The following is a 20419-nucleotide window of genomic DNA, read 5'->3' on the forward strand; positions in this document are numbered from 1 at the left end:
CAGACGCTACATCCCACCCTTAAAAAGGGGTGGGCTTCGCTTCCTTTCCTGTAAAATGCCTTCACCAGCGATATAAGCGTCATGTACCAGCACCGGAATACCTGGCAGCATTGTCATTCGACCATTCCAGTCAAAACTAGGACGCTGAGCGATCGCCTGTTGGTCTGAAGTGAAAGGTTTCCACTGTTCCCCTGTCTCACTCATATTGAACGTACCACGCGACGAAAACTTTAAGCAACATGATACCTCCAGAGTTTTGTAGACGAGGATGAATTAACCTAAACTTGGACATATTGACGGAATTTATTGAGGCATTATCATGCGATCGCCGCGAACTAGAAAACGACCATCGAAGCGAATCGGCAATGGATCCCCAGAAAACGGTTCGATTAGTGAGCCGGGACGTTGGGCACTAATATGCAGGTGCGGTTCATCGCTTGCACCAGAGTTACCCACCTCAGCAATGCAATCGCCGACTTTAACTGTCATTCCAGCTTGAACTGAAAGACTCTGGGGACGAAGGTGGGCGAGTACAACATCGGTATTGCTACAGCGCAGAACGACATAATTTCCAGCGCGATTCACGAGATCGACTTGGGGAACCTTCAGATCTCGAAAGCCATCGATTGCCTGAATAATCTTTCCTGAACAGGGAGCAAACACTGACTCACCATAAATCTGATACGCTGCCGGATCGCTGGGAACCAAACCCTTCGCCCGCAAGCCGAACGGATTAACCTTGATTATATCAACGCCGTAGCTCTGCCCTCGATAGGCACGAAAACGCGGCACTGACTCATCCAGTGTTTTTAGATGTGCATTAATCCGAATATTGCTACCGCCATTGAGAATGAGATAATCGCCATCCCGTAGCGGAAAGGCGAGATCGACAGCGGCAATAGGGGGTGGAAACTGACCTGCCCAACTTTGCACTGCTTCATTTCCGACAAAAACCCCCAAGGCAACAAAAATAATGACGGCAATCCATCCGAGCCAGTGAGATGGTAACTTGCGTTGAGGCTTGCGTCGTCGCACCCCAATAAGCAAGGACAGAACAAAGAGCAACCCATAAAGATAAGGTGTCCACCAAGGCGGAAAAACCCAGACTCCCATGCGTGCGATCGCCAACAAGGTGATTGCTGTTACGAAGGCTTGTAGCAAAACACCCAGAAAGTTACGAGGAGGCGCGATTGCTAACCAGGCGATTAGGGCAAGCGGTAAACCGATCTGCAATCCAATTAGTAAAGCGATCATATTGTTTTGCCAATTGAAATCTCTGTCGCTCATGCACAAGGTGCTAGTACTGTTGACTTTCCCAGCGATCGAGGGAGGCAAAGAGTCTTAAGATACTTGATATAGCGGTCTAACGCCCCGGTTCAGCGGCGGCGCGAAGCGCCGTCCGCTGCAATCGGTTGTTAGCCTTCCGTTCTCGCTTCCTCGCCTTGCAGGAGCACATCCCGAATCTCGCCCGGGTGTTGTGCAACCGCCCGTCGCCAATGGCCAAAGCCGCCATGCGCGTTCACCGCTTGCACCCATTCGTCCAGATAGCGGCGTTTGACCTGTTCCTGTTCTGTATCCTGACCCTTGGTTTCCAGAACCAGATAATCACCGTTCCTCAGCCGCACTAGAAAATCGGGCCGGTACTTCCGCACCACGCCGCGATAGACGTAGAGCACTTCGAAGCCCAGGTGGTCGTTCTTGACCCAGGCGCTCACGGCATCGCTATTGTCCAGCACGAAGGCATCCGACGCCTCCCACGTGCTGTCATAAACGCAGACGTTGATGTGCGACTTACGGGTGCGTTCGCACGGCTTGCCCGTATACCACGTACGCATCTCGCCCGTGAACCGAATGGGATGATCGCGGTCGAAGACCGGCGTAAGCCGCTCGGTGTTCTCCTGCCGCACCGCCTCCCACACATGCTGCACGACCCGCGACATGTTGAGCGTGATGATCAGCCGGCGGCGCAGTTCATCCTGATCGAAGAGAGGCGGCGAGATCGAAATGCGGTCGGAGCGAATGAACTGCTCGACGATCCGCACCAACTGGGCCAGCAACACCTCGCGGCTGCCCTGCCAGGTGTGCTTCATCTGGTCGAACACGTCCCGCGCCGTTTCGAAGATGATGCGCTGAGTGCGGAACTCCCGCGCCAACCGCTCCAACTCAATGCGGCTCACCTTCGTGACATCCGGCTTGCCTTCGAGGATCGGCGCCAGTTCGGCGACCCGCGCCGTCTGCGCCGCGTCCAGTTCCAACGGCCGCACCTTCGACCAATCCAGGGTCAACGTGGGTTGAAACACGCGCTCGATGCGCACCACGTTCGGCCAGCGGATCTCGAACTCCGCCTTGGCCGAGTCCGGTTCGACGGCGGTCTTGGGCGTGGGCGGGGGAGGCGGGCCGTCTTCCCCGCCTTCGTGCGGCAAGAAGGTGAACGGCACGCCGAAGATGTTGACGTATTCCGGCTCGAACCGTCCCGTTTCCGGGTTGACTTCGTAAGACGTGCGCCGCAAGCCGCGGCCTACCACCTGCTCGCATAGAAGCTGTGAGGTGAAGGCCCGCAGTCCCATGATGTGCGTGACCGTCTTGGCGTCCCAGCCCTCGGAGAGCATGCCGACGGAGATGACTTTCTGAATCTTCTCGCCGGGCTTTCCCGCCTTGCCTACCGTATCTACGGTCTGTCGGAGTAGTTCCGCCTGCTCGGCCTTGGTCAGTTTGCGCTCGACCGGCGCGGCCTCCTCTTCCGCATCAGCGGTCTCGTCCGACACTTTCACCGGCGCGGCGGGTTCCTCATGGGCCTCCGCCTCATCCAGCACCTTCGAGTCGATATGCAGGATGCGCTCAGGGTCGCACAGCTCGTCGATGTGGATGCGTTTTGAATCGAAGGCGTGCTTCACGCGCGCGGCAGTCTCGGTACGGTTGCAGACGGTGATCATCACCGGCGGGGTGGGCTGCCCGGCGTTCTGCCATGCCTTCCACGTCTCGCGCCAGTCGTAGCCCAGAAGATAGTAAGCGTTTAGGACCAGGTCGGGAAGCGGCTCTTCCGGCTGCGCCTTCCTGTTGAGATCGTCCTTGACGTCCGGGTCATTGTAGATGTGGTAGAGGCGCGACTTGTAGGTCTTGGCGTCGGGCACGGCGTCGTCCCGCACCACCACGCGCGGGGTCTTGACCAGCCCTGACTCGATGGCGTCGTTCAAACCGAAATCGCTGACGATCCAGCCGAACAGGGCCTCTTCGCTGCTCTTCTTGCCCGAGGGCGTGAAGGGCGTGGCGGAGAAGTCGTAGCACTTCAGGATGCCCCTTGTGCGGTGCAGCCTGTCCAGCCCGCCGACCCACACCGTCGCCTCCTCGGCGCTGTCCTTCAAGTCGCGGGCGCGCAGGTACTTGCCTTCGGCCTCCCAGTTCACGCGCCAGGCATGGTGGGCCTCGTCGTTAATCACCAGCAGGTTACGGGCGTTCGCCATCTCGCCCAGCACCTCGCGGGTATAGGCTTCTTTGCTCTTGACCCCGCGCTTGTCCACGCTCTTGCGCTTCTTGAGTTGCTCTTCGCTCTCCCATGCCAAGGCGTGCCAATTACGCACGAGCACCTTTCCCTGGCGTAGCTTGTCGAGCAACGCCGAAGGGACAATGTTGAATTCCTCGTAGTAATTCCCCTCCGCCGAGAGTTCCAGGACCGACAGGCGCTTTTTCACCGTGAGCCCCGGCGCGATCACCAGCACGTTCTTGGAAAAGCGCGCATCCTGCGGCGACACCACTTTGTTGAGGACCTGCCAGGCGATGACCATCGCCATGACGATGGTCTTGCCCGAGCCGGTCGCCATCTTGCAGCACTGCCGCACGAACTCCCCGCCGTCGCCGGGAATCTCGATCCCCACGCGCTCGGCGGCGGGCGCTTCCGTGAGCCAGATCAGCGTTTCCACCGCTTCCAACTGGCAAAAGAAGAAGCGGCGCGTCTCGAACTCCTCCGGGTCGCGCCAGTGCTCCAGCAGGCGCTTGGTGATGCTGGAAACGCCCGGATAACCCGCCTCGCGCCAGGCCTTGACGCGAGGGCGGATCTGGTTGACCAGCGGAATCTCGACGAAGATGCCCGGATCGTCGAAGCCCTTGGAACCAGGCGTTGCCACCACATACCCCGCCGGGCGGCGGCCCTCTACCAAGTCAAAGAGCCGCGTTTCCCGGTCGTAACGCCAGTGACGCTGCGGCTCCTCGTAGGGCGAGTTGATGATCAGGCGGTCGATGGTGGTGCGGGGCATCACGCTACCTCCAACACCTTCAGGCTCTCGATCCCCCGGTCGTCCACGATCTTGACCGCGATGCGCTTGTGTTCCCCCGCCTCGAAGGGGAGCGATACCGTGCCCCGGTAGGCCTCGATCCGGTCCGCGTCAATCTCGGCTTTGAGATTGCGCGCCAGCCTTGCCCAGCCTTCGCCGTCGCCCGCCATCGGGAAGAACACCTGCCGCGGGTAGAGGCTGCGGCCGTCGTAGTCGGTATCCAGCATCCACACCGCGATCTTGTCCGCGCCGCCCGATTCGATCTGGCCGGTCTTGGTGTTGTAGTAGTCGAAACCGTGCACCGATACGCGCAGCTTGCCCTTGTCCTCGCCCTCGGCGCTGCGCTCGACCTGCACATCCGGCTGGCCGATGAGCCAGAAGGACTCGTTGCTGGCGCGTTTTTTCTTGAGGTCGTCGGTCAGCAGGTCGGCGTTCATCTGCGCCTTGAGGAGCGTCACGCCCGGCCAGTTGGTCTCGTCAATGTCCTTGGCCGCTTCCGGGTCGAACTGGAAGGCCGCGAAGACGATGAGCTTCGGCTTCGGCACCAGCGTCTGCGCCTCCTCGATAGCCATCTCCACTTGCCGTTGCTCCAGCGGGGCGTGCTCCGGGCCGAAGGAGACGACGACCCGCATCGGGTCGTAAGCCGGGCCGCGTTCGCGCACCGAATCTGCGCCTTCGTCGCTGGGGCGCGTCTCACCGTCGGCGTGTAGCCAGCGGCAGCCGGGCAGCGGCTCCAGGCGCGCAAAGCGGATGTACTGCCCGGCCTTGCCGCGAATGCCGGTGCGCAAGAGCTCGTCGCGCCACTCGCCCTGGCGCAGCGTCTCCCCGGAGCGGGCGATGGAAGCATCCGCCGGTTGCGGCCTGGCCTCCAGAATTTCATCCGGAGATTTGACGACCGGCGCAGGCACGGCCTCCACCGTGAACGGCCCGGTCACGCGCACCTTCTTGCGGTCCACGTAGGGCTGGTCGTAGAGCGTCTCCTGCGGCGCGTGGCGGGCGATGGCGGCGTCGATCTCCTCCTGGCGCTTGCGGCGCAACTGCCACCAGTCGGCCAAAAGTTTCTTCGCTTCTTTGGGCCAATCGTCTTCCGGTTCTCGTGGAATTTCCCACTCCTGCCACTTTTTCTTGAGCAGCTTGTTCAACCGCTCGCGGATGGGTTCGAGTTTCGCCTGCCAGCGGGTGTAGATGCCGTCAATCTCCGGGTTGTTGGCGATGGATTTGAGCGTGACGTGCGGCACGGTCTTGTACCTGAAGCCGCTGCCGACGCCCTCTTCCGGGTGCGCCAGTTCGTAGTAATCGAAGACGGCGGTCATCAGCCGCTGGCGGGCGATGGCTAAAGCCACGCGCGAGGTATCGCAGGTGATCCAGCGCCGCCCCCACTGCTCGGCCACATAGGCCGTGGTACCGCTGCCGCAGGTGGGGTCGAAGACCAGGTCGCCGGGGTCGGTGGTCATGAGGAGGCAGCGTTGGACAACTTTCGTGACTGTTTGAACAGCATAGATTATCTCGCTACTTACACTTCCAACATCCGTCCAGTTATTCATTATGGCGAAAAGCGGAAAATCATCAAGGTATCGTATAAAATTTACTGAATTCCCAGAAACTACTATTCTGTCAGCCTTCGCTAACCTGTCAAGCCCATCGCGCGTAGTTGACCAATGGCGGTTTGGCTGCGGTTTGTATTTCTTTCCTACAAACTCCCACTCAAAATGCGTCTTGGCACTGTAACCCTGTGAAGTAATCGCACTTAGTCTGAAAAGCTTTATTGATGAGTTTCCTATAACTTCCTCATTATTGGACAGCCTACTCCTTACACCGTTTGGCGATTCAGCATATCGGTAAGCTTCGAATCCAGCACCTTTTTCTTTTCCCCAGTAGAGCGTTCTGAATTTGGTTTTGTTTCTATCTTTTGCATACCAAAGAAGGTAATCATCACTTATTGAAGGTATCAAGCTTGTCGTTTGGCCACTAGTTTTTACAAAGGTAATAATTACCACAAAATTCCCCGCCCCAAACACCTCATCCATCAACTCCCGCACGTGGTGCACGTTCTCGTCGCTGATCTGCACGAAGATGCTGCCGCTCTCGGTCAGGAGTTCCCGCGCCAGGAGCAGCCGGTCGCGCAGATACGTGAGATACGAGTGGATGCCCAGCTCCCACGTGTCGCGGAAGGCGCGGATCTGCTCCGGCTCGGCGGTCAGGTCCTCGTCCTTGCCGTCTTTGACGTCGCGCTTGTTGACGAAGGGCTGGAAGTTACTGCCGTACTTAATGCCGTAGGGCGGGTCAATGTAAATCATCTGCACCTTGCCGGCCATGCCCTCTTTTTCCAGGAGCGAGTTCATCACCAGCAGGGAGTCGCCTGCGATCAGGCGGTTGGTCCAGCCGTGTTTGTGCTGGTAGAACTCGATGGCCTCGCGCAGGGGTTCCTGGCGCTCCTCCTCGAACAGCCCCAGTTGAATCGAGCCTTGCTGGCCGTTCTTTTTCCGCACGGCCTCGATAATGGTGCGCGGCTCGATGCGCTCATGGACATGCAGCGAGACCGTCGGCACCTCGAAGGAAGTATGCTCGGCCTTGCCCGCCCAGACGAGTTGCGGGTCGAGGTGCGGGTCGTAGGCATAGGTCTTTTTCTTCTGCCCGGCGTCGGGGTCGGTCTCGGGCGTCACCAGTCCCACGGGCGGGTTGTTGACGCGCTGCTTGTCCCGATGCTCGTAGGATTCGATCGGGCGCTTGGTCCGGTTGGTCTCTGTCTTCTTCTTTGGTGCCATCAAGTCCTTCCAGTCGGCGTCATCGCGGCCTCCACCGGGAGGCTAACTATTTATTCTACGGAATTTTTCCATATAACTATCTTGTATAGGGTTATTATACGGATTTCTTCCATTTAACACATCCAAGAAAAACATTATCGGGAATTTTTCCGTATAACTACCTAATTTGGGGGAGTTATCTAGAATTTTTCCGTATAACTCTTGAAGCAATTGGGCAAGTTTAAACATAATATCCAAATTTCGCTTGCAGTCCTCTCGCTCCTTGATAAGTTAATCCGAGAATTAAGGCGCGAATAGCTTTGTTGTCAGACATCGCTTTCATTTCTCAAATTCGACTTAAGATTTACTTTATAAATGCTCTCTTATGCTGTTAACCAAAAAATTGATTTCTTGGCGAGATTTTAATGTTTACTGGTTATGATACAAAATATAAGAATTCGCAATTAAAGAGAGTCCTCGCCACCGATCGTAATTGCCAATCGGTGCGATCGGACAATTTAAAAGTTCATAGGCAAGCGCACGGTAAAAATACTTCCTCGATTCAATTCGGATTGAACTTCGATTTTGCCGTGATGTCTTTGGGCAATCTGCTGGCACAAATGCAATCCCAATCCGTGACCGAAACGCTTGTGGGTTCCCTGACGAAACCGCTCGAAAATTGTCTCTAGATCGTCGGGAGCAATTCCGATCCCCGTATCCCGAACTTCGATCGCCACCCAATCGGATGTTTTTCCGTCCGCTTGAGATGATAGACTCGAACGAACTTCCACAAACCCAGCATCAGTGAATTTGATCGCATTACCGATCAAGTTGGTCAGCACTCGTCGTAACTCCAGGCGATCGCCCCTAATCTCTCGTGCGTCTGCTGCCAAGTTCATTCGTAATTCCAGTCCTTTTGCCTCTGCCAAAGGAGTTAATTGTGCTACAACTTCTTCAATTAATTCCGCTAAATTGAAATTGATAAAGCTGAGCGTCTTCTCCCCAACCTCATAGTGATGGACTTCTAGCAGGGTATTTAACATCTCTAGTAAGTTTTGATTATTGCTGATGATATTCTCAAGTGCTTTTTTAAGTTCTGGCGAAGCTTCCCCAAAGACTCCTTGCAAAATTAAGTGCAGCATTCGATCGGCGGCGACTAGAGGCGTTCGCAGATCGTGGGTGAGACAGCGAACGAAGTTCTCTCGCTGGTCAATGGAATGTTTGAGGCGCAAAAGCGATCGCACCCTTGCTTGCAATTCGTCGATTTGGAAGGGTTTGCGGATAAACTCATCTGCTCCTGAGTCTAAACCCCGCACTAAACTCGATTGCTCGTGCGCTGTAATCAACAAAATCGGGATGTAGGGCAAATTAGAATTTGCTCGGATGCGTCGCGTAACTTCATAGCCATCCATTTTTGGCATCATTACGTCGAGCAACACGAGATCGGGAGGCGATTTTTCAATTTGTTCTAGAGCCATAGAACCATCGCCAACCAATACGACATTATACCCTTCCTGTTCCAGTGCCAATTTAATCAGGAATAGATTGTCGGGAATGTCATCGACAGCGAGGATATAGTTAGTAGTTTTTGGAATGGGAACGACGGACATACAAAAATAAAAATTTAAAATTTCTTTTCAATTCCTATCGATCTGACGCGGAAGTTCTACTTGGAATGCCGATCCTTTACCAACCTGGCTTTCAACGGCAATCGTTCCTTGCATCATCTTAACCAAAGAATTGGTAATTGCCAGCCCCAAGCCACTGCCCTCGTGTTGGCGAGCGAGGCTGCCATCGACTTGTCGGAAAGCTTCAAAGATGGTTTCCAGGTGCTCGCTTGCAATTCCTATCCCCGTATCTCTCACCGCGATCGCAACTCGGTCGGGATTCAACTCCCAAACTTTCACCCAAATGCTACCTGAGTCAGTAAACTTGATGGCATTGGAGAGAAGGTTAATCAAGATTCGCCGCAGACTATTTTGGTCGTTGACGACAAGAGGATTTTTTAAGTTTAGATCGACTTGTAGGCTGAGTTGTTTTTGTAAGGCGAGGGAACGAAGTTCTTCCACAGTAATCTGCACTAGTATAGCCAGGTTAAATTCTTCTGGTTCGAGCGTTAGTTGACCGGATTCAAGTTTAGAAAAATCGAGAACTTCATTGAGCAGAATAAGTAGGTTTTGACTGTTGTTAATGATGCGCTGTACGATTTCAGTTTGCTGTGGCGTAAGCGGATCTGGGTACTGGCGCAACAAAATTTGCGAGAATCCCATTATGGCATTGAGAGGGGTACGTAGCTCGTGGGACATGGTTGCCAAAAATTGGGATTTGAGGCGATAGGCTTCTTGCAGTTGCAAGTTCTGTAACTGAATTTGTTGCCGTTGCTTTTCGAGTTCTTGATTCTGATGCTGGAGGAGTTCGTTACTTGCTTTGAGCCGTTGGTTTGCCAGTTCTGCTGCTTTTTGCGCGCGATCGATGCGAATGGCATTGCGGAGAGTCTGAGCGAGCGTTTCTGGGGATACCCTGGTTTTGGAGAGATAATCAGAAGCCCCTGCTTTCATCATCTCAACGGCAATTTGCTCGTCTCCCTGACCGGTGAGGACGATGGTGGGGACTTTGACCCCCATCGAGTACAATTCCTGAATTAACCCGAGTCCATCGCGATCGGGTAAAAGATAGTCCAGGAATATACAATCAAAGTGAGTATTTTGGAGCAGCGCGATCGCGTTCCGGGCATCGCTAGCTTCGGATAATTCCACTCTTATGCCCGCTTTTTGGAGCGAGCGACGTACTGCTAGACGGTCTACTCGATCGTCGTCTACAACTAGGATTTTGAGTATATCCTCCATTCTTGCTTAGAGCATTTCACACAGCATCCAATACTGATTCAAAGTCGATACGACTTCTGTAAATCTAGAAAACGTAATGGGTTTGAGAATATAGCCTGCCACATTCAAGTTGTAGGCTTCTAATTTATCTCTATCTTCATCAGAGGTTGTCAAAACAATTACTGGTGTTGCCTTCAGTTGAGGATCGAAGCGCAGCTCGCGAAGGAATTCCAATCCGTTCATTTGAGGCATATTGAGATCTAGCAGAATGAGACGGCGCTTTGGAGGGACAACCGGAGGTTTTCCATTTTGGGAGCGCAACATTGCCAAAGCTTTCAATCCGTTCTCGGCGATATAAAGCGGATTGGCAATCTGGTTTTTTTTTAACGCTCGCCGGACGTTCATCACGCCAACTTCGTCGTCTTCTACTAGCAAAATGTTAATCGTTCTATCCTCCATGCAATTTGTCGCCATCGCCCTACCGTTTGCTCTTATTCAACCACGGTAACAATTACGACATAATCGTCAATAATGTTAAGATATTTTTTACTTAACTGCCTTCAGCCATTGGTACAAATTACTACAACTAGCTATCTACGTCTTTAGGAGTAAATTTCTGCCAGTTGAAAGAAAAGCTGGTTCTAGAAAATGAGACGAAAAGCGCGATCGCTCCGAGTCTATCTTGAGAATCGATAGTTGTGCTGTCACAGCGTCAGCGAGTCGGAGCAGTCGGTTCTTGTCTCGAATTAAATATTGCAAGATATTATTCTGCTAGTTTTTTGGCTTAGCTTCCCCTTAAAATAAAATAAATAGTAGTTACATAATTTTTCTTTTTTAAAGAATTTCATAAGGCTCAGTCCGTCTCTTACTTTTGATAGATGAAATTAACCAAATCGATCTTCGACGATGGTAGAGGCATTGTCTGTCGGAAGTAATAACACTTTTAGTTTTAGCAGCTAATCAGTTTAGTAATGAGTGAAATTCGCGTTGTTATCATCGAAGACCACGATCTAAGCCGGATCGGTTTAAGCGCTGCTTTGCAGCAAGTTGAAGATATTAAAGTGGTTGGCGAAGCAGCCAATGGTCGTCAAGGGCTACAAGTTCTAGCAACAGCCAAGCCGGATGTTGCGGTAGTCGATATCGGGCTGCCGGATATCGATGGGATCGCAGTAACGCAGCGGCTCAAGCAGTCTCAGGACAATGCTGACGCAGCGCGAACCAAAGTTCTCATCTTGACAATGCACAAAAGCGAGAACTCTGTCATGGCGGCTTTTGCGGCTGGTGCCGACTCATACAGTCTCAAGGATGTGAGTTTGGAAAATCTGGTACAAGCCATTCGGACGACAAATGAAGGGAATGCCTGGATCGATCCTACGATTGCCCGTATTGTTCTCAAGCAAACTCGACAGCCTATTCCTAGCGAGCCTCTCAAGACTGTCGAGGAGCGATCGCTGGCAAATACAAGAACCATTAGCTCTCTAGATACAGAGGCTCAGCAGATGATCGAAACTTATCCCTTGACCGATCGAGAACTGGAAGTTTTAGAGCTAATTGTTGCTGGTTGTAATAACCTGCAAATCGCCGAAAAGCTCTACATTACAGTGGGCACGGTTAAGACTCACGTCCGCAACATTCTTAACAAGCTATGTGCTGACGATCGCACCCAAGCAGCAGTCCGCGCTCTACGCTCTGGTTTAGTAGAATAAATAATTAACGTTGTTAGATTTATTTTTCTTTCCTAAAAAACATTTCACAGATGAAAGCCGCTCTTAATTTTTACGAATCTATGAGCGGCGTTTTGCTTCTATTCAGTTCCTCGATCGAAAATTAAAAAGGCTTTAGTCAAGCGATTTTTTAACTTCGTCTTTAATGTTTTCTACAGAGTGCCTAGCTGCTGCTTCGGCTTGCTTAGCTTTTCCCTCAGCTTTATCTTTAGGATCGCCCGTAACTTCTCCTACCATTTCTTGAACTTTCCCTTCAACATTTTTAAAAGTTGCTTCAACTCTATTTTCGGTACTCATGTGAATAACTCCTTTTTTTATTAGTTATTTTTTGTTTTTGACAATTATAAAAATAAATGGGAATGCGAAAGTAAATCTTCCAACTAAAGGAATAAAATTAATAAAATAAGAATCTTTCTAAAGAGATAAAGTTACAGAAGTTGCTGTACTGATACCCGCACCCTGGTTGAGTGACAGAACTCAAATCGCCCTCACCTCAACCCCTCTTTCGGAACCCCTTGTGGGAGAAGGGATTTTTAGGGATGAGAAGACGGTGAGCCAGGACATTCATTTCCTGGCAGCTACATCAGTGTTGAGGTTAGAAATCCTCCGCCTCTTCTAGCTTTTTAATTCAAGGCAAGGTGGATTCCGTCGCGATCGCTGACACAAGAATGCTCTTATAGAGCGGTTTCTCATAGATATGCAAGTTAGATCTTGAAAATTTAGTTGGAGGAAGATATGATTCTTCCTCATTCAGAATGATTGGCGATAAGCTTTAATTGAAAAAAATCTATTTTCATCAGAAAAAGCGATCGCTCTCGAAAATCTTTTTTCTGGATGCGAGTTAGAGATACTCTATCGTTTCACGACGGAGCTTCAACGGACAACTTGAGTGAGCGAAGAGGTTCGCCCACCGCGTCCCCTTTCTAACTTCGTAAGAATCGCTCTCGCTTTCTGGCTTGTATCTATTTAAGGAGAGGTGGATTGGTTAGAGTTATCTTGCTCGTTGTGGCCGCGGTTGTAGGCTTATTAATCGCCATCGAGATAGGATTGAGGGTTTTGGTGGGTTTGGGCGATCGCCCCATTTATATCCCAGACGAAGAAATTGGGTATTTGCTCGCCCCCAATCAAAAAATGCGTCGCTTTGGCAATCGAATTTTTATCAATCGCTATTCCATGCGCAGCGACGAGTTTGCAGACGTTCGCCCCGCCGCTACTTTACGGATACTCTTATTGGGAGATTCGATCGCCAATGGTGCTTGGTGGACCGATCAAGCGCAAACGATTTCTGCCGCGATCGCGCAACAATTACAAACTAACCTACCTCAGCCTTTCCAAATGGTTGAAGTTCTCAATGCTTCGGCGAATTCTTGGGGACCTCGCAATCAGTTAGCTTATCTCAAACGTTTCGGCACCTTTGACTCGCAGATCGTCGTTTTACTGCTCAATACCGACGACTTGTTTGCGACTGCGCCGACTTCTTTGCTAGTCGGACGCGATCCTAACTACCCCGATCGCAAACCCTACTCGGCAATCGGAGAACTGTTAGAGCGCGTTTTCGCCCGTCCCAAACCGATTCCTGGCATAGTTAAAGTTTATCAAGAGAAAGGCGATCGCGTCAGTCATAACCTGGTGGCAATTGAAAACATCGACGCGATCGCACGCCAAAATCGCGCCCAATTCCTTCTCGCGATCGCGCCGCTGCTTAGGGAAGTAGACGGAACTGCACCCAGGGAGTACGAACAAAAAGCCAGATCTCGCTTGAAAGCGTTTGTCCAAACTCGGAAGATTACCTTCGTCGATTTTTTACCGCTATTCAAACATAGCCATCGCCCAACTTCCTTATATCGCGATCGCATTCATCTATCTCCCGATGGCAATCGACTGGTAAGCGATACCCTCACATCAGTAATCAGGAATCAGTTGTCAGTTGTCAGCGATCGAGCGCCAGAGACGAAATCGGACAATCTCTTAGATAACTGACAACCGATCGCTGTTTAAGAAATCGTCACCATTGGCGCGTTGACTGGGTAGTTCCAACTAGACTGCTGCCAAGCTTGACCGTCTAGCGCCATTTGTTCGATCGAACTAGCCAAACGCAGCGCTTTGAGCGCCTGTTCGCCGCCAACGGAAGGCTGATTGCCGCCGCGCACGCAGTTGACGAAATGTTCCAATTCGGCATGAAGTGGCTCGATATTGCTGGTATAAACTTTTTCAATCAAACCATCCTGTCGATAGAGTACTTGTCCGTAGTCCGTCGTGTAGTTAGCCGTTGTTTGGCGATGAATCAAAATTTCATTGTTAAGAAAATCTGCTTCTGTCAGGGAATTCTTACAATGAGCCGATAAACGACGAATTTTGCGATGGGTAACTTTGCTGGCAGTCAGCGTCGCCACGATGCCATTACTAAACCCTAACGTCGCAGTAACATAATCGAGATAGCCAGAATCGGCAGCGCGACTGCCGCTGGCAGTTAGTTTGACTACTGGTGCGGCGACGAGATCCATCAGGAGATCGACATCGTGGATCATTAAATCTAAGACGACAGAAACGTCATTAGCGCGATCCGAGTAAGGACTCATCCGATGAAATTCTAAAGCCAGTAATTCCTCGGTTTTGAGGACTTTGCTCAACTCCTGAAAGGCAGGATTGAAACGTTCGATATGTCCGACTTGCAGAATGCAATTAGATTCTGCTGCCGCATTGACTAAAGATTCTGCCTCAATAATGCTAGCTGCGATCGGTTTTTCAATTAAAGTATGGATGCCAGCATGCAGACAATCGATGCCTACTTGATAGTGCAATTTCGTGGGTACGGCAATGCAGACGGCATCTACGTGAGGCAACAGGTCTAGATAATTTTCAAAAAAGCGAACCCGATATTTACTAGCCGTATCTAAACCTCGCTCGACGTTAATATCAGAGATTCCTACTAACTCAATATCTTTAAGCAGGCTAAGTACGCGAGTATGATGTTGTCCCATATTGCCTACACCGATAACGCCGACGCGAATTGGCTGGAATTGGCTTCTGGGGATTTTTATCCGTTGGTGTCTTTCTGACATCCGCAATTTTACTCCTTTTGACTCCTCCACCACATTGGATTTAGGCAATTGTGCCTTTGTGCCTCTAAAACCATCAAGATACTATCATAGCTATTCCACTCGCGATGAATTTCAATATACTTAGTCGTCCTAGATTTTCTCTTATTTCTCAAAAATAAGAGTTGTTTATCGATCGCTCGCAAGATTTTTTTCTGGCAGTTGTCTGGGATCTTGAATATTTCTTCTGAATTTTTGTTCTTGCTCTACTTATATTTTTTTAATCGCCAACCAAGACCGAACCTTCATGGATAATAACAATAGCAATTAGGCACTCCTGTGAAAAACGATCGCTCAAACATCGATGGAAGTTCCCCGCCTTCATCCAGACACGATTGAAGAAGTCAAACAACGGGTTGATATTTATGATGTCATCTCGGAGTATGTCGTACTGCGCAAGCGCGGAAAAGATTTTGTAGGCTTATGTCCCTTCCACGACGAGAAAACGCCCAGTTTTAGCGTCAGTCCCAGCAAGCAAATGTACTATTGCTTTGGCTGTCAAGCAGGGGGAAATGCCATCAAATTTTTGATGGATTATAAGAAACAATCCTTCAGCGAGGTCGTTCTCGATCTGGCCAGGAGACATCAAATCTCGATTAAAACGCTAGAACCCGAACAAAGACAGGAACTTCAGCGCCAACTATCTTTGCGCGAGCAACTTTACGAAGTTTTGGCGCTGACGGGGAGTTTTTATCAACACGCTCTCCGACAACCACAAGGCGAAGTTGCCCTCAATTATTTGAAACGCGATCGCAACTTAAGCGAGGAAACGATCGGGCAGTTTCAGTTGGGATATGCCCCCGCCGGATGGGAAACTCTCTACCGCTATCTAGTAGAACAAAAACGCTATCCCATCGCCATTGTAGAACAAGCCGGACTCATCAAACCGCGCAAGACGGGGAATGGATATTACGATGTCTTTCGCGATCGCGTGACGATTCCCATCTGCGACACCCAGGGGCGAATCATCGGTTTCGGGAGTCGAACTTTAGGCGCAGAAGAACCAAAATACCTTAATTCCCCAGAAACGCCTCTATTTGATAAAAGTAAGACCCTATTTGCCCTCGATAAAGCTCGCAATAGCATTGGCAAAGACGATCGCGCGATCGTTGTCGAAGGATATTTCGACGCGATCGCGCTTCACGCAGCAGGTATTACCAATGTAGTCGCCTCATTGGGAACGGCTCTTACCCAAGACCAAATTCGACTCCTGATGCGCTACACCGAATCGAAGCGAGTGATCTTTAATTTCGATGCCGATAAAGCCGGAACCCAAGCCACACACCGTGCTATTAGCGAGATCGAACCCCTTGTCGATGCCGGACAAGTGCAGATAAGGATCCTCAATCTGCCGGGCGGCAAGGATGCGGATGAATTTCTCAAATCCAGTGCCGATGCAGTAGATACCTATCGCCAACTCATTCAATCTGCGCCTCTGTGGTTCGATTGGCAGATCCAGCAACTGATCCAAGGGCGCGATCTCAAGCAAGCCGACCAATTCGAGCGAGTAGCGCAAAATATGGTCAAATTGCTCGATCGACTCGAAGATAGCAATCAACGCAGTTATTACCTTCGCTACTGTGCCGAAATTCTCAGCCAGGGAGATTCCCGAACGATTTCCCTGCATCTCAACAGCTTGCTGGCTCAAATTAAGAAACCCAAACGGCAATTTACACCCAAAGTCAAACAAACCGTCCAGCCTCCTCCTCTCGTTCTTGCTGAGAAAAGCCTCCTCGACGAAGCAGAAGCCGATCTCTTGGGAATTTATCTACATTGTCCCGAATACCGAAGCGCGATCGTCGAGGCGCTAGAAGAAACAGAATTGTTCTTTAGTTTGCCTCACCATCGTCTTTTATGGCAGCAGATTATGGAATTGCGCGAAGTTAGCAGCGATCGCCTAATTTCGCAACTACAAGACCGTCTCGTTCAATTTCCCGAACGGGCGAATCAACTATCTCATCTGTTTCAGATTACGGAAACCAAACAGTGGGAAGATAGCACTCGCGCGCCGATTATGATTCGCACGGCGATCGCATCTCTAGAACAAGTCGCTCAAGAAAAATACCGCCGCTACTGTCTTCAACAACTGCAACAACTCGATCCAGTTCAGGAAGTCGAACAAATGCACTATCTCTACCAGGAGATTCAAAATACGACCCAGCGCATTCGAGAATTAGAGAAGCGGCGGCGTTGCGAAGGCTAATATCGACGGATTGCAGATCGCCAACCCACCTTATGCACATTTTGGTAGCTGTGCGTCAAAATTAAAGTGTATTTTAATAAAATTTTGCGTTCGTTAATTTTTGAATGCTGAGTATCTCAACCGAACAAACACAGCCTCAAGTTCCTCGAATCATTACACCTTTACCAGGTCCTCGCGCCCAGGAACTGATCGAACGCGATCGCGCCGTGTCTTCTCCTTCCTACACTCGCGGCTACCCCTTGGTGGTGGCTAGAGGAGAAGGATCTACGATCGAAGATGTAGATGGCAACGTCTTTTTAGATCTGACGGCGGGAATTGCCGTAACAGCCACCGGGCACGCCCATCCCCAGGTCGTTCGAGCCATCAGCGAACAAGCAAGCCAACTAATCCACATGTCGGGGACAGATTTTTACTACGCCCCAATGGTAGAGTTAGCGGAGATGCTCGCAGAACGCGCTCCTTTCCCCAAACCCGAACAAGGGGCACGCGCCCGCGTTTTCTTTACCAATTCTGGCGCGGAATCTACCGAAGGTGCAATCAAATTGGCTCGCTACTACACGGGGCGATCGCGTCTGATTGCCTTTTTGGGAGGCTTTCATGGACGCACCTATGGAGCCATGTCGCTGACGGGTTCTAAAGCCGTTCAAAGAAAAGGATTTGGACCGCTACTTCCCGGCGTTACCCATATCCCTTACGGCACCCATGCCAGCTTGGACGATCTCGAAAAAAACCTTTTTACTTCGATAGTGCCGCCAGAAGAAGTAGCTGCGGTTATCGTCGAACCCATCCAAGGCGAAGGCGGTTATATCTTACCGGAGGATGGCTTTCTAGAACGCCTGCGCCAAATCTGCGATCGCCATGGCATTCTGATGATAGTCGATGAAGTACAGTCGGGAATGGGACGTACGGGGAAATTATTTGCGATCGAACATTGGGAAGTCATGCCCGATATCGTTACCCTCGCTAAAGGGATTGCTAGCGGACTGCCTCTTGGTGCTATCTTAGCGCGACCAGAATTAATGACTTGGCCCCCCGGTTCTCATGCCAGCACGTTTGGCGGCAATCCAGTGGCTTGTGCCGCAGGTAAAGTTACCCTAGAGCTATTGGAAAAAGGGTTAATAGAAAATGCTCGCCACAGAGGAGAAGAGTTGCTCTGTGGTTTAACGCAACTCGCCCAAAAATGCGATCGCGTTTCTCTACCTCGCGGGAAAGGATTGATGGTTGCGATCGATTTATTCGATGACGATGGCAACTTAGATCCCAATCTGCGAAATTGGCTCGTAGACGAAGCATTTTGTCGGGGGCTGTTGCTTCTCGGTTGCGGTAAGGCAGCAATTCGCTTTTGTCCGCCCTTGATAATTACTAGCGAACAGATTCAAGTGGCGTTAGACATTCTCGCCCAATTATTAACAGAAATCCCATGAAACAAGCACAAATCGCCTGCCAACTGTGGGAACGCCTATGGAAAGATTACAGCCGTCGCGTCGAGTATGCTCGCGTCTATCAATCGATAATAGAAGAAGCAGGCGGCGCGATCGCCAACGATCACATTGCTTTTCGTTCCCTGCGCTTAACCCTCGATCGCCCGATGGGAAAAATTAACTTGGGAATTCCCTATATTGCTGGTATTGCAGAAGCGTTGGGCTACGAGGTTGCCGGAGAATACGAATTTCCCGACCAGTATCTCTATGCCCGTCACTACCGCCATCCCGAACAAGATCGGTTTGACTTACCCAAACTTTTCATCAGCGAACTAGTGGTAGATACATTACCCGATCCCATAGTTCGACAAATCGAAGCAACCGTTAGTTCTGGCAAATTCTTCGATTTAGAGTCCCTTAAACCCAAGATTGAAGCTACATCTACCGACGCAGAGATCGAACAAATTGCTACGGTTCTCCAAACCGCCTTTATTCGCCCCTGGCAACCTCCCAAGCGATCGCTAGTCGAATCAGTCAACCAAGTTTCTCAATACGGTGCCTGGGTTCTTCTACATGGCTATGCAGTCAATCACTTTACAGGCTATATTAACCGTCAGCATACCCCTCAATATCCCGATATTGAAAGTACAGCTCGCGTTTTGTCCCAACGAGGCGTCCCGATGAAAGATGCGATCGAAGGCAGTCGGGGAAGCGGTTTGCGACAAACAGCCACCCAAGCAGTCACAGAATTCGTTGACGTTTGGGACGATGCTAAGGGCGAACTGTCTCAAATTCCGTGGACGTATGCTTATTATGAGATAGCCGAGCGAAATTTTATTGAAATTTCTCCCGGAAAAACCGTCTTGTTTGAAGGTTTTCTCAATGCACAGGCAAAGAATTTATTTGAGATGACCAGGAGATCGGAGAACAGTAATCAGTAATCGGTTGGTTATTAGTAGATTCACTCACTCATCGGGAAATTGCCAGCAGGAAATATGCTCTATATCCGTACTGCTGCAATAGGAACAAACTGCTTCAAAAGAGGAGTCTATCCACTCGGCATCGCAGGTACGGCAGTGGCAAAAAATGTTATTGCGATTAGCAATTTCGATTTTCGATCGCCATTCCCGTAATTCTGCTGAATCTAGTGCTAAGTTATTGTCTGGCATCTGATTCCTTGAATTCAAAGAGGCTAATTTTTGAGTGTTTAAGCAATTGAGATGGCATTGCCCACTACTAGGAATCATAGTCTTTTTTTTCACTCTGGCGATCGCGCCTTCAATTAGAAGCGAAACGCCTCAACAAAAAGACGATCCTGCCGCAGCGAATGAAGCATTAGATTTGAAGCCAGAAATCATCGAAGAAAGTCCCGTTTTGCAGCGATGGTTACAAGAAATTCCCAACGTTTCCAAAGAGATTGAAAACGATCCTAGCTTTCGGACGCGCATCCGGTTAGGGTATTCTCAGTTTCTATCTTCTAGCGATGCAGGCGGATTGATCGTCGGGGTAGAAGATATTTTTATTGGGAGAACCGGATTGACGATTAGTGGAGATTATCAAGCGTCTTTTAATGGCGATCGCGAATCAGTCGGTGGCAATTTACACTATTATGTATTGCCTTTAGGAAGTTATTTTAATCTGGCTCCAGTCCTGGGATATCGCTATATCAACAGTGGCGACTATTCTACCGATGGAGTTAATGTTGGCATCCGGTTAGTGCTGTCTTTATCGCGTACTGGTGCTGCCGATATTTCTCTAACTCAGAGTTTTGTCTCTCCTGGCGATCGCGAAGAAGTCGGAATGACGACGCTTTCCGTTGGTTATGCGATAACGAAGAATGTACGATTGTCTGCGGATATTCAACAACAAAATTCAACTGAAGATAAAGATAGTCGAGTCGGGATTGTGATTGAATGGATGCCTTAATAAGTACAAAGGACAAAGGCAAAAGGAAAAAGTAAATTTTATTCTTTCTAGGAATAGTCCCAGGGCTATTTCATTCTAAAAAGAGACCAAACGTGCTTGAGTCCAAAAGTACATAATCGTTGAGCTTGAGCCATATTGGTAAAGCCAGAATCTCGATTATCGGGTAAGGTTCGAGGGTCGCCCCTCTCCCCTCCCCTAAGAACGGAACGT

General features: G+C 50.3%; 16 protein-coding genes. 6 read left to right on the forward strand and 10 right to left on the reverse strand.

Annotated features, from left to right (window positions below):
* Positions 1-6: 6 nt before the first annotated feature.
* The 7 genes from NIES593_RS22110 to NIES593_RS22145 form a co-directional block, all read right to left on the reverse strand.
* Positions 7-270 carry a DUF6920 family protein gene (locus NIES593_RS22110; RefSeq protein ID WP_342747393.1) on the reverse strand — a complete coding sequence of 88 codons (264 nt, stop codon included), beginning with the start codon at positions 268-270 and terminating at the stop codon, positions 7-9.
* Positions 271-303: 33 nt separating this feature from the next.
* Entirely contained in the window at positions 304-1335 is a 1032-nt protein-coding gene (locus NIES593_RS22115) for a M23 family metallopeptidase (RefSeq protein WP_139253784.1), read from the reverse strand.
* Positions 1336-1415: 80 nt separating this feature from the next.
* A complete protein-coding gene (locus NIES593_RS22120) occupies positions 1416-4250 on the reverse strand; it encodes a BPTD_3080 family restriction endonuclease (protein ID WP_073601647.1) in 2835 nt (944 codons plus the stop codon).
* Positions 4250-7033: a site-specific DNA-methyltransferase gene (locus NIES593_RS22125; RefSeq protein WP_073601648.1), complete on the reverse strand. Its 2784-nt coding sequence runs from the start codon at positions 7031-7033 to the stop codon at positions 4250-4252. The genes NIES593_RS22120 and NIES593_RS22125 overlap by 1 nt, the downstream gene beginning before the upstream one ends.
* A gap of 497 nt (positions 7034-7530) precedes the next feature.
* A complete protein-coding gene (locus NIES593_RS22135; RefSeq protein WP_073601650.1) occupies positions 7531-8622 on the reverse strand; it encodes an ATP-binding response regulator in 1092 nt (363 codons plus the stop codon).
* Between the two features lie 27 nt (positions 8623-8649).
* On the reverse strand, positions 8650-9858 hold the full coding sequence (locus tag NIES593_RS22140; protein ID WP_073601651.1) for an ATP-binding response regulator: 1209 nt from the start codon (positions 9856-9858) through the stop codon (positions 8650-8652).
* A 6-nt stretch (positions 9859-9864) separates the two neighbouring features.
* The gene (locus tag NIES593_RS22145; RefSeq protein ID WP_073601652.1) at positions 9865-10296 is read right to left on the reverse strand and encodes a response regulator; all 432 of its coding nucleotides are present in this window, start codon (positions 10294-10296) and stop codon (positions 9865-9867) included.
* A gap of 512 nt (positions 10297-10808) precedes the next feature.
* Here NIES593_RS22145 and NIES593_RS22150 point away from each other — a divergent pair.
* Positions 10809-11543, forward strand: a complete 735-nt coding sequence (locus NIES593_RS22150) for a response regulator (protein ID WP_073601653.1) — start codon at positions 10809-10811, stop codon at positions 11541-11543.
* A 132-nt stretch (positions 11544-11675) separates the two neighbouring features.
* On the opposite strand, the gene NIES593_RS22155 is transcribed toward NIES593_RS22150, so the two are convergent.
* Entirely contained in the window at positions 11676-11858 is a 183-nt protein-coding gene (locus tag NIES593_RS22155) for a CsbD family protein (protein ID WP_073601654.1), read from the reverse strand.
* A 699-nt stretch (positions 11859-12557) separates the two neighbouring features.
* On the opposite strand from NIES593_RS22155, the gene NIES593_RS22160 reads away from it, so the two are divergent.
* On the forward strand, positions 12558-13541 hold the full coding sequence (locus NIES593_RS22160; RefSeq protein ID WP_425432558.1) for an SGNH/GDSL hydrolase family protein: 984 nt from the start codon (positions 12558-12560) through the stop codon (positions 13539-13541).
* A 14-nt stretch (positions 13542-13555) separates the two neighbouring features.
* Here NIES593_RS22160 and NIES593_RS22165 read toward each other — a convergent pair whose 3' ends face one another.
* Positions 13556-14623: a Gfo/Idh/MocA family protein gene (locus NIES593_RS22165; RefSeq protein WP_073601656.1), complete on the reverse strand. Its 1068-nt coding sequence runs from the start codon at positions 14621-14623 to the stop codon at positions 13556-13558.
* 340 nt (positions 14624-14963) lie between these two features.
* Between NIES593_RS22165 and dnaG the strand changes: the two genes are divergently transcribed.
* From dnaG to NIES593_RS22180, 3 genes are all read left to right on the forward strand, one after another.
* The gene (gene dnaG, locus NIES593_RS22170; RefSeq protein WP_073601657.1) at positions 14964-16862 is read left to right on the forward strand and encodes a DNA primase; all 1899 of its coding nucleotides are present in this window, start codon (positions 14964-14966) and stop codon (positions 16860-16862) included.
* Between the two features lie 104 nt (positions 16863-16966).
* Positions 16967-18286, forward strand: a complete 1320-nt coding sequence (locus tag NIES593_RS22175) for an acetyl ornithine aminotransferase family protein (protein ID WP_073601658.1) — start codon at positions 16967-16969, stop codon at positions 18284-18286.
* On the forward strand, positions 18283-19224 hold the full coding sequence (locus NIES593_RS22180) for a DUF1338 domain-containing protein (protein ID WP_073601659.1): 942 nt from the start codon (positions 18283-18285) through the stop codon (positions 19222-19224). The genes NIES593_RS22175 and NIES593_RS22180 overlap by 4 nt, the downstream gene beginning before the upstream one ends.
* Before the next feature lie 24 nt (positions 19225-19248).
* Here the strand turns inward: NIES593_RS22180 and NIES593_RS22185 are convergent, their stop codons facing one another.
* Complete coding sequence (locus NIES593_RS22185) at positions 19249-19452, reverse strand: hypothetical protein (RefSeq protein WP_073601660.1); 204 nt, start codon at positions 19450-19452, stop codon at positions 19249-19251.
* A gap of 34 nt (positions 19453-19486) precedes the next feature.
* Here NIES593_RS22185 and NIES593_RS22190 point away from each other — a divergent pair, with 34 nt between their 5' ends.
* On the forward strand, positions 19487-20209 hold the full coding sequence (locus NIES593_RS22190; protein ID WP_073601661.1) for a hypothetical protein: 723 nt from the start codon (positions 19487-19489) through the stop codon (positions 20207-20209).
* Positions 20210-20419: the final 210 nt, after the last annotated feature.

The organism is Hydrococcus rivularis NIES-593, assembly GCF_001904635.1.
In the GTDB taxonomy this organism is placed as follows: Bacteria; Cyanobacteriota; Cyanobacteriia; order Cyanobacteriales; family Microcystaceae; genus Hydrococcus; species Hydrococcus rivularis.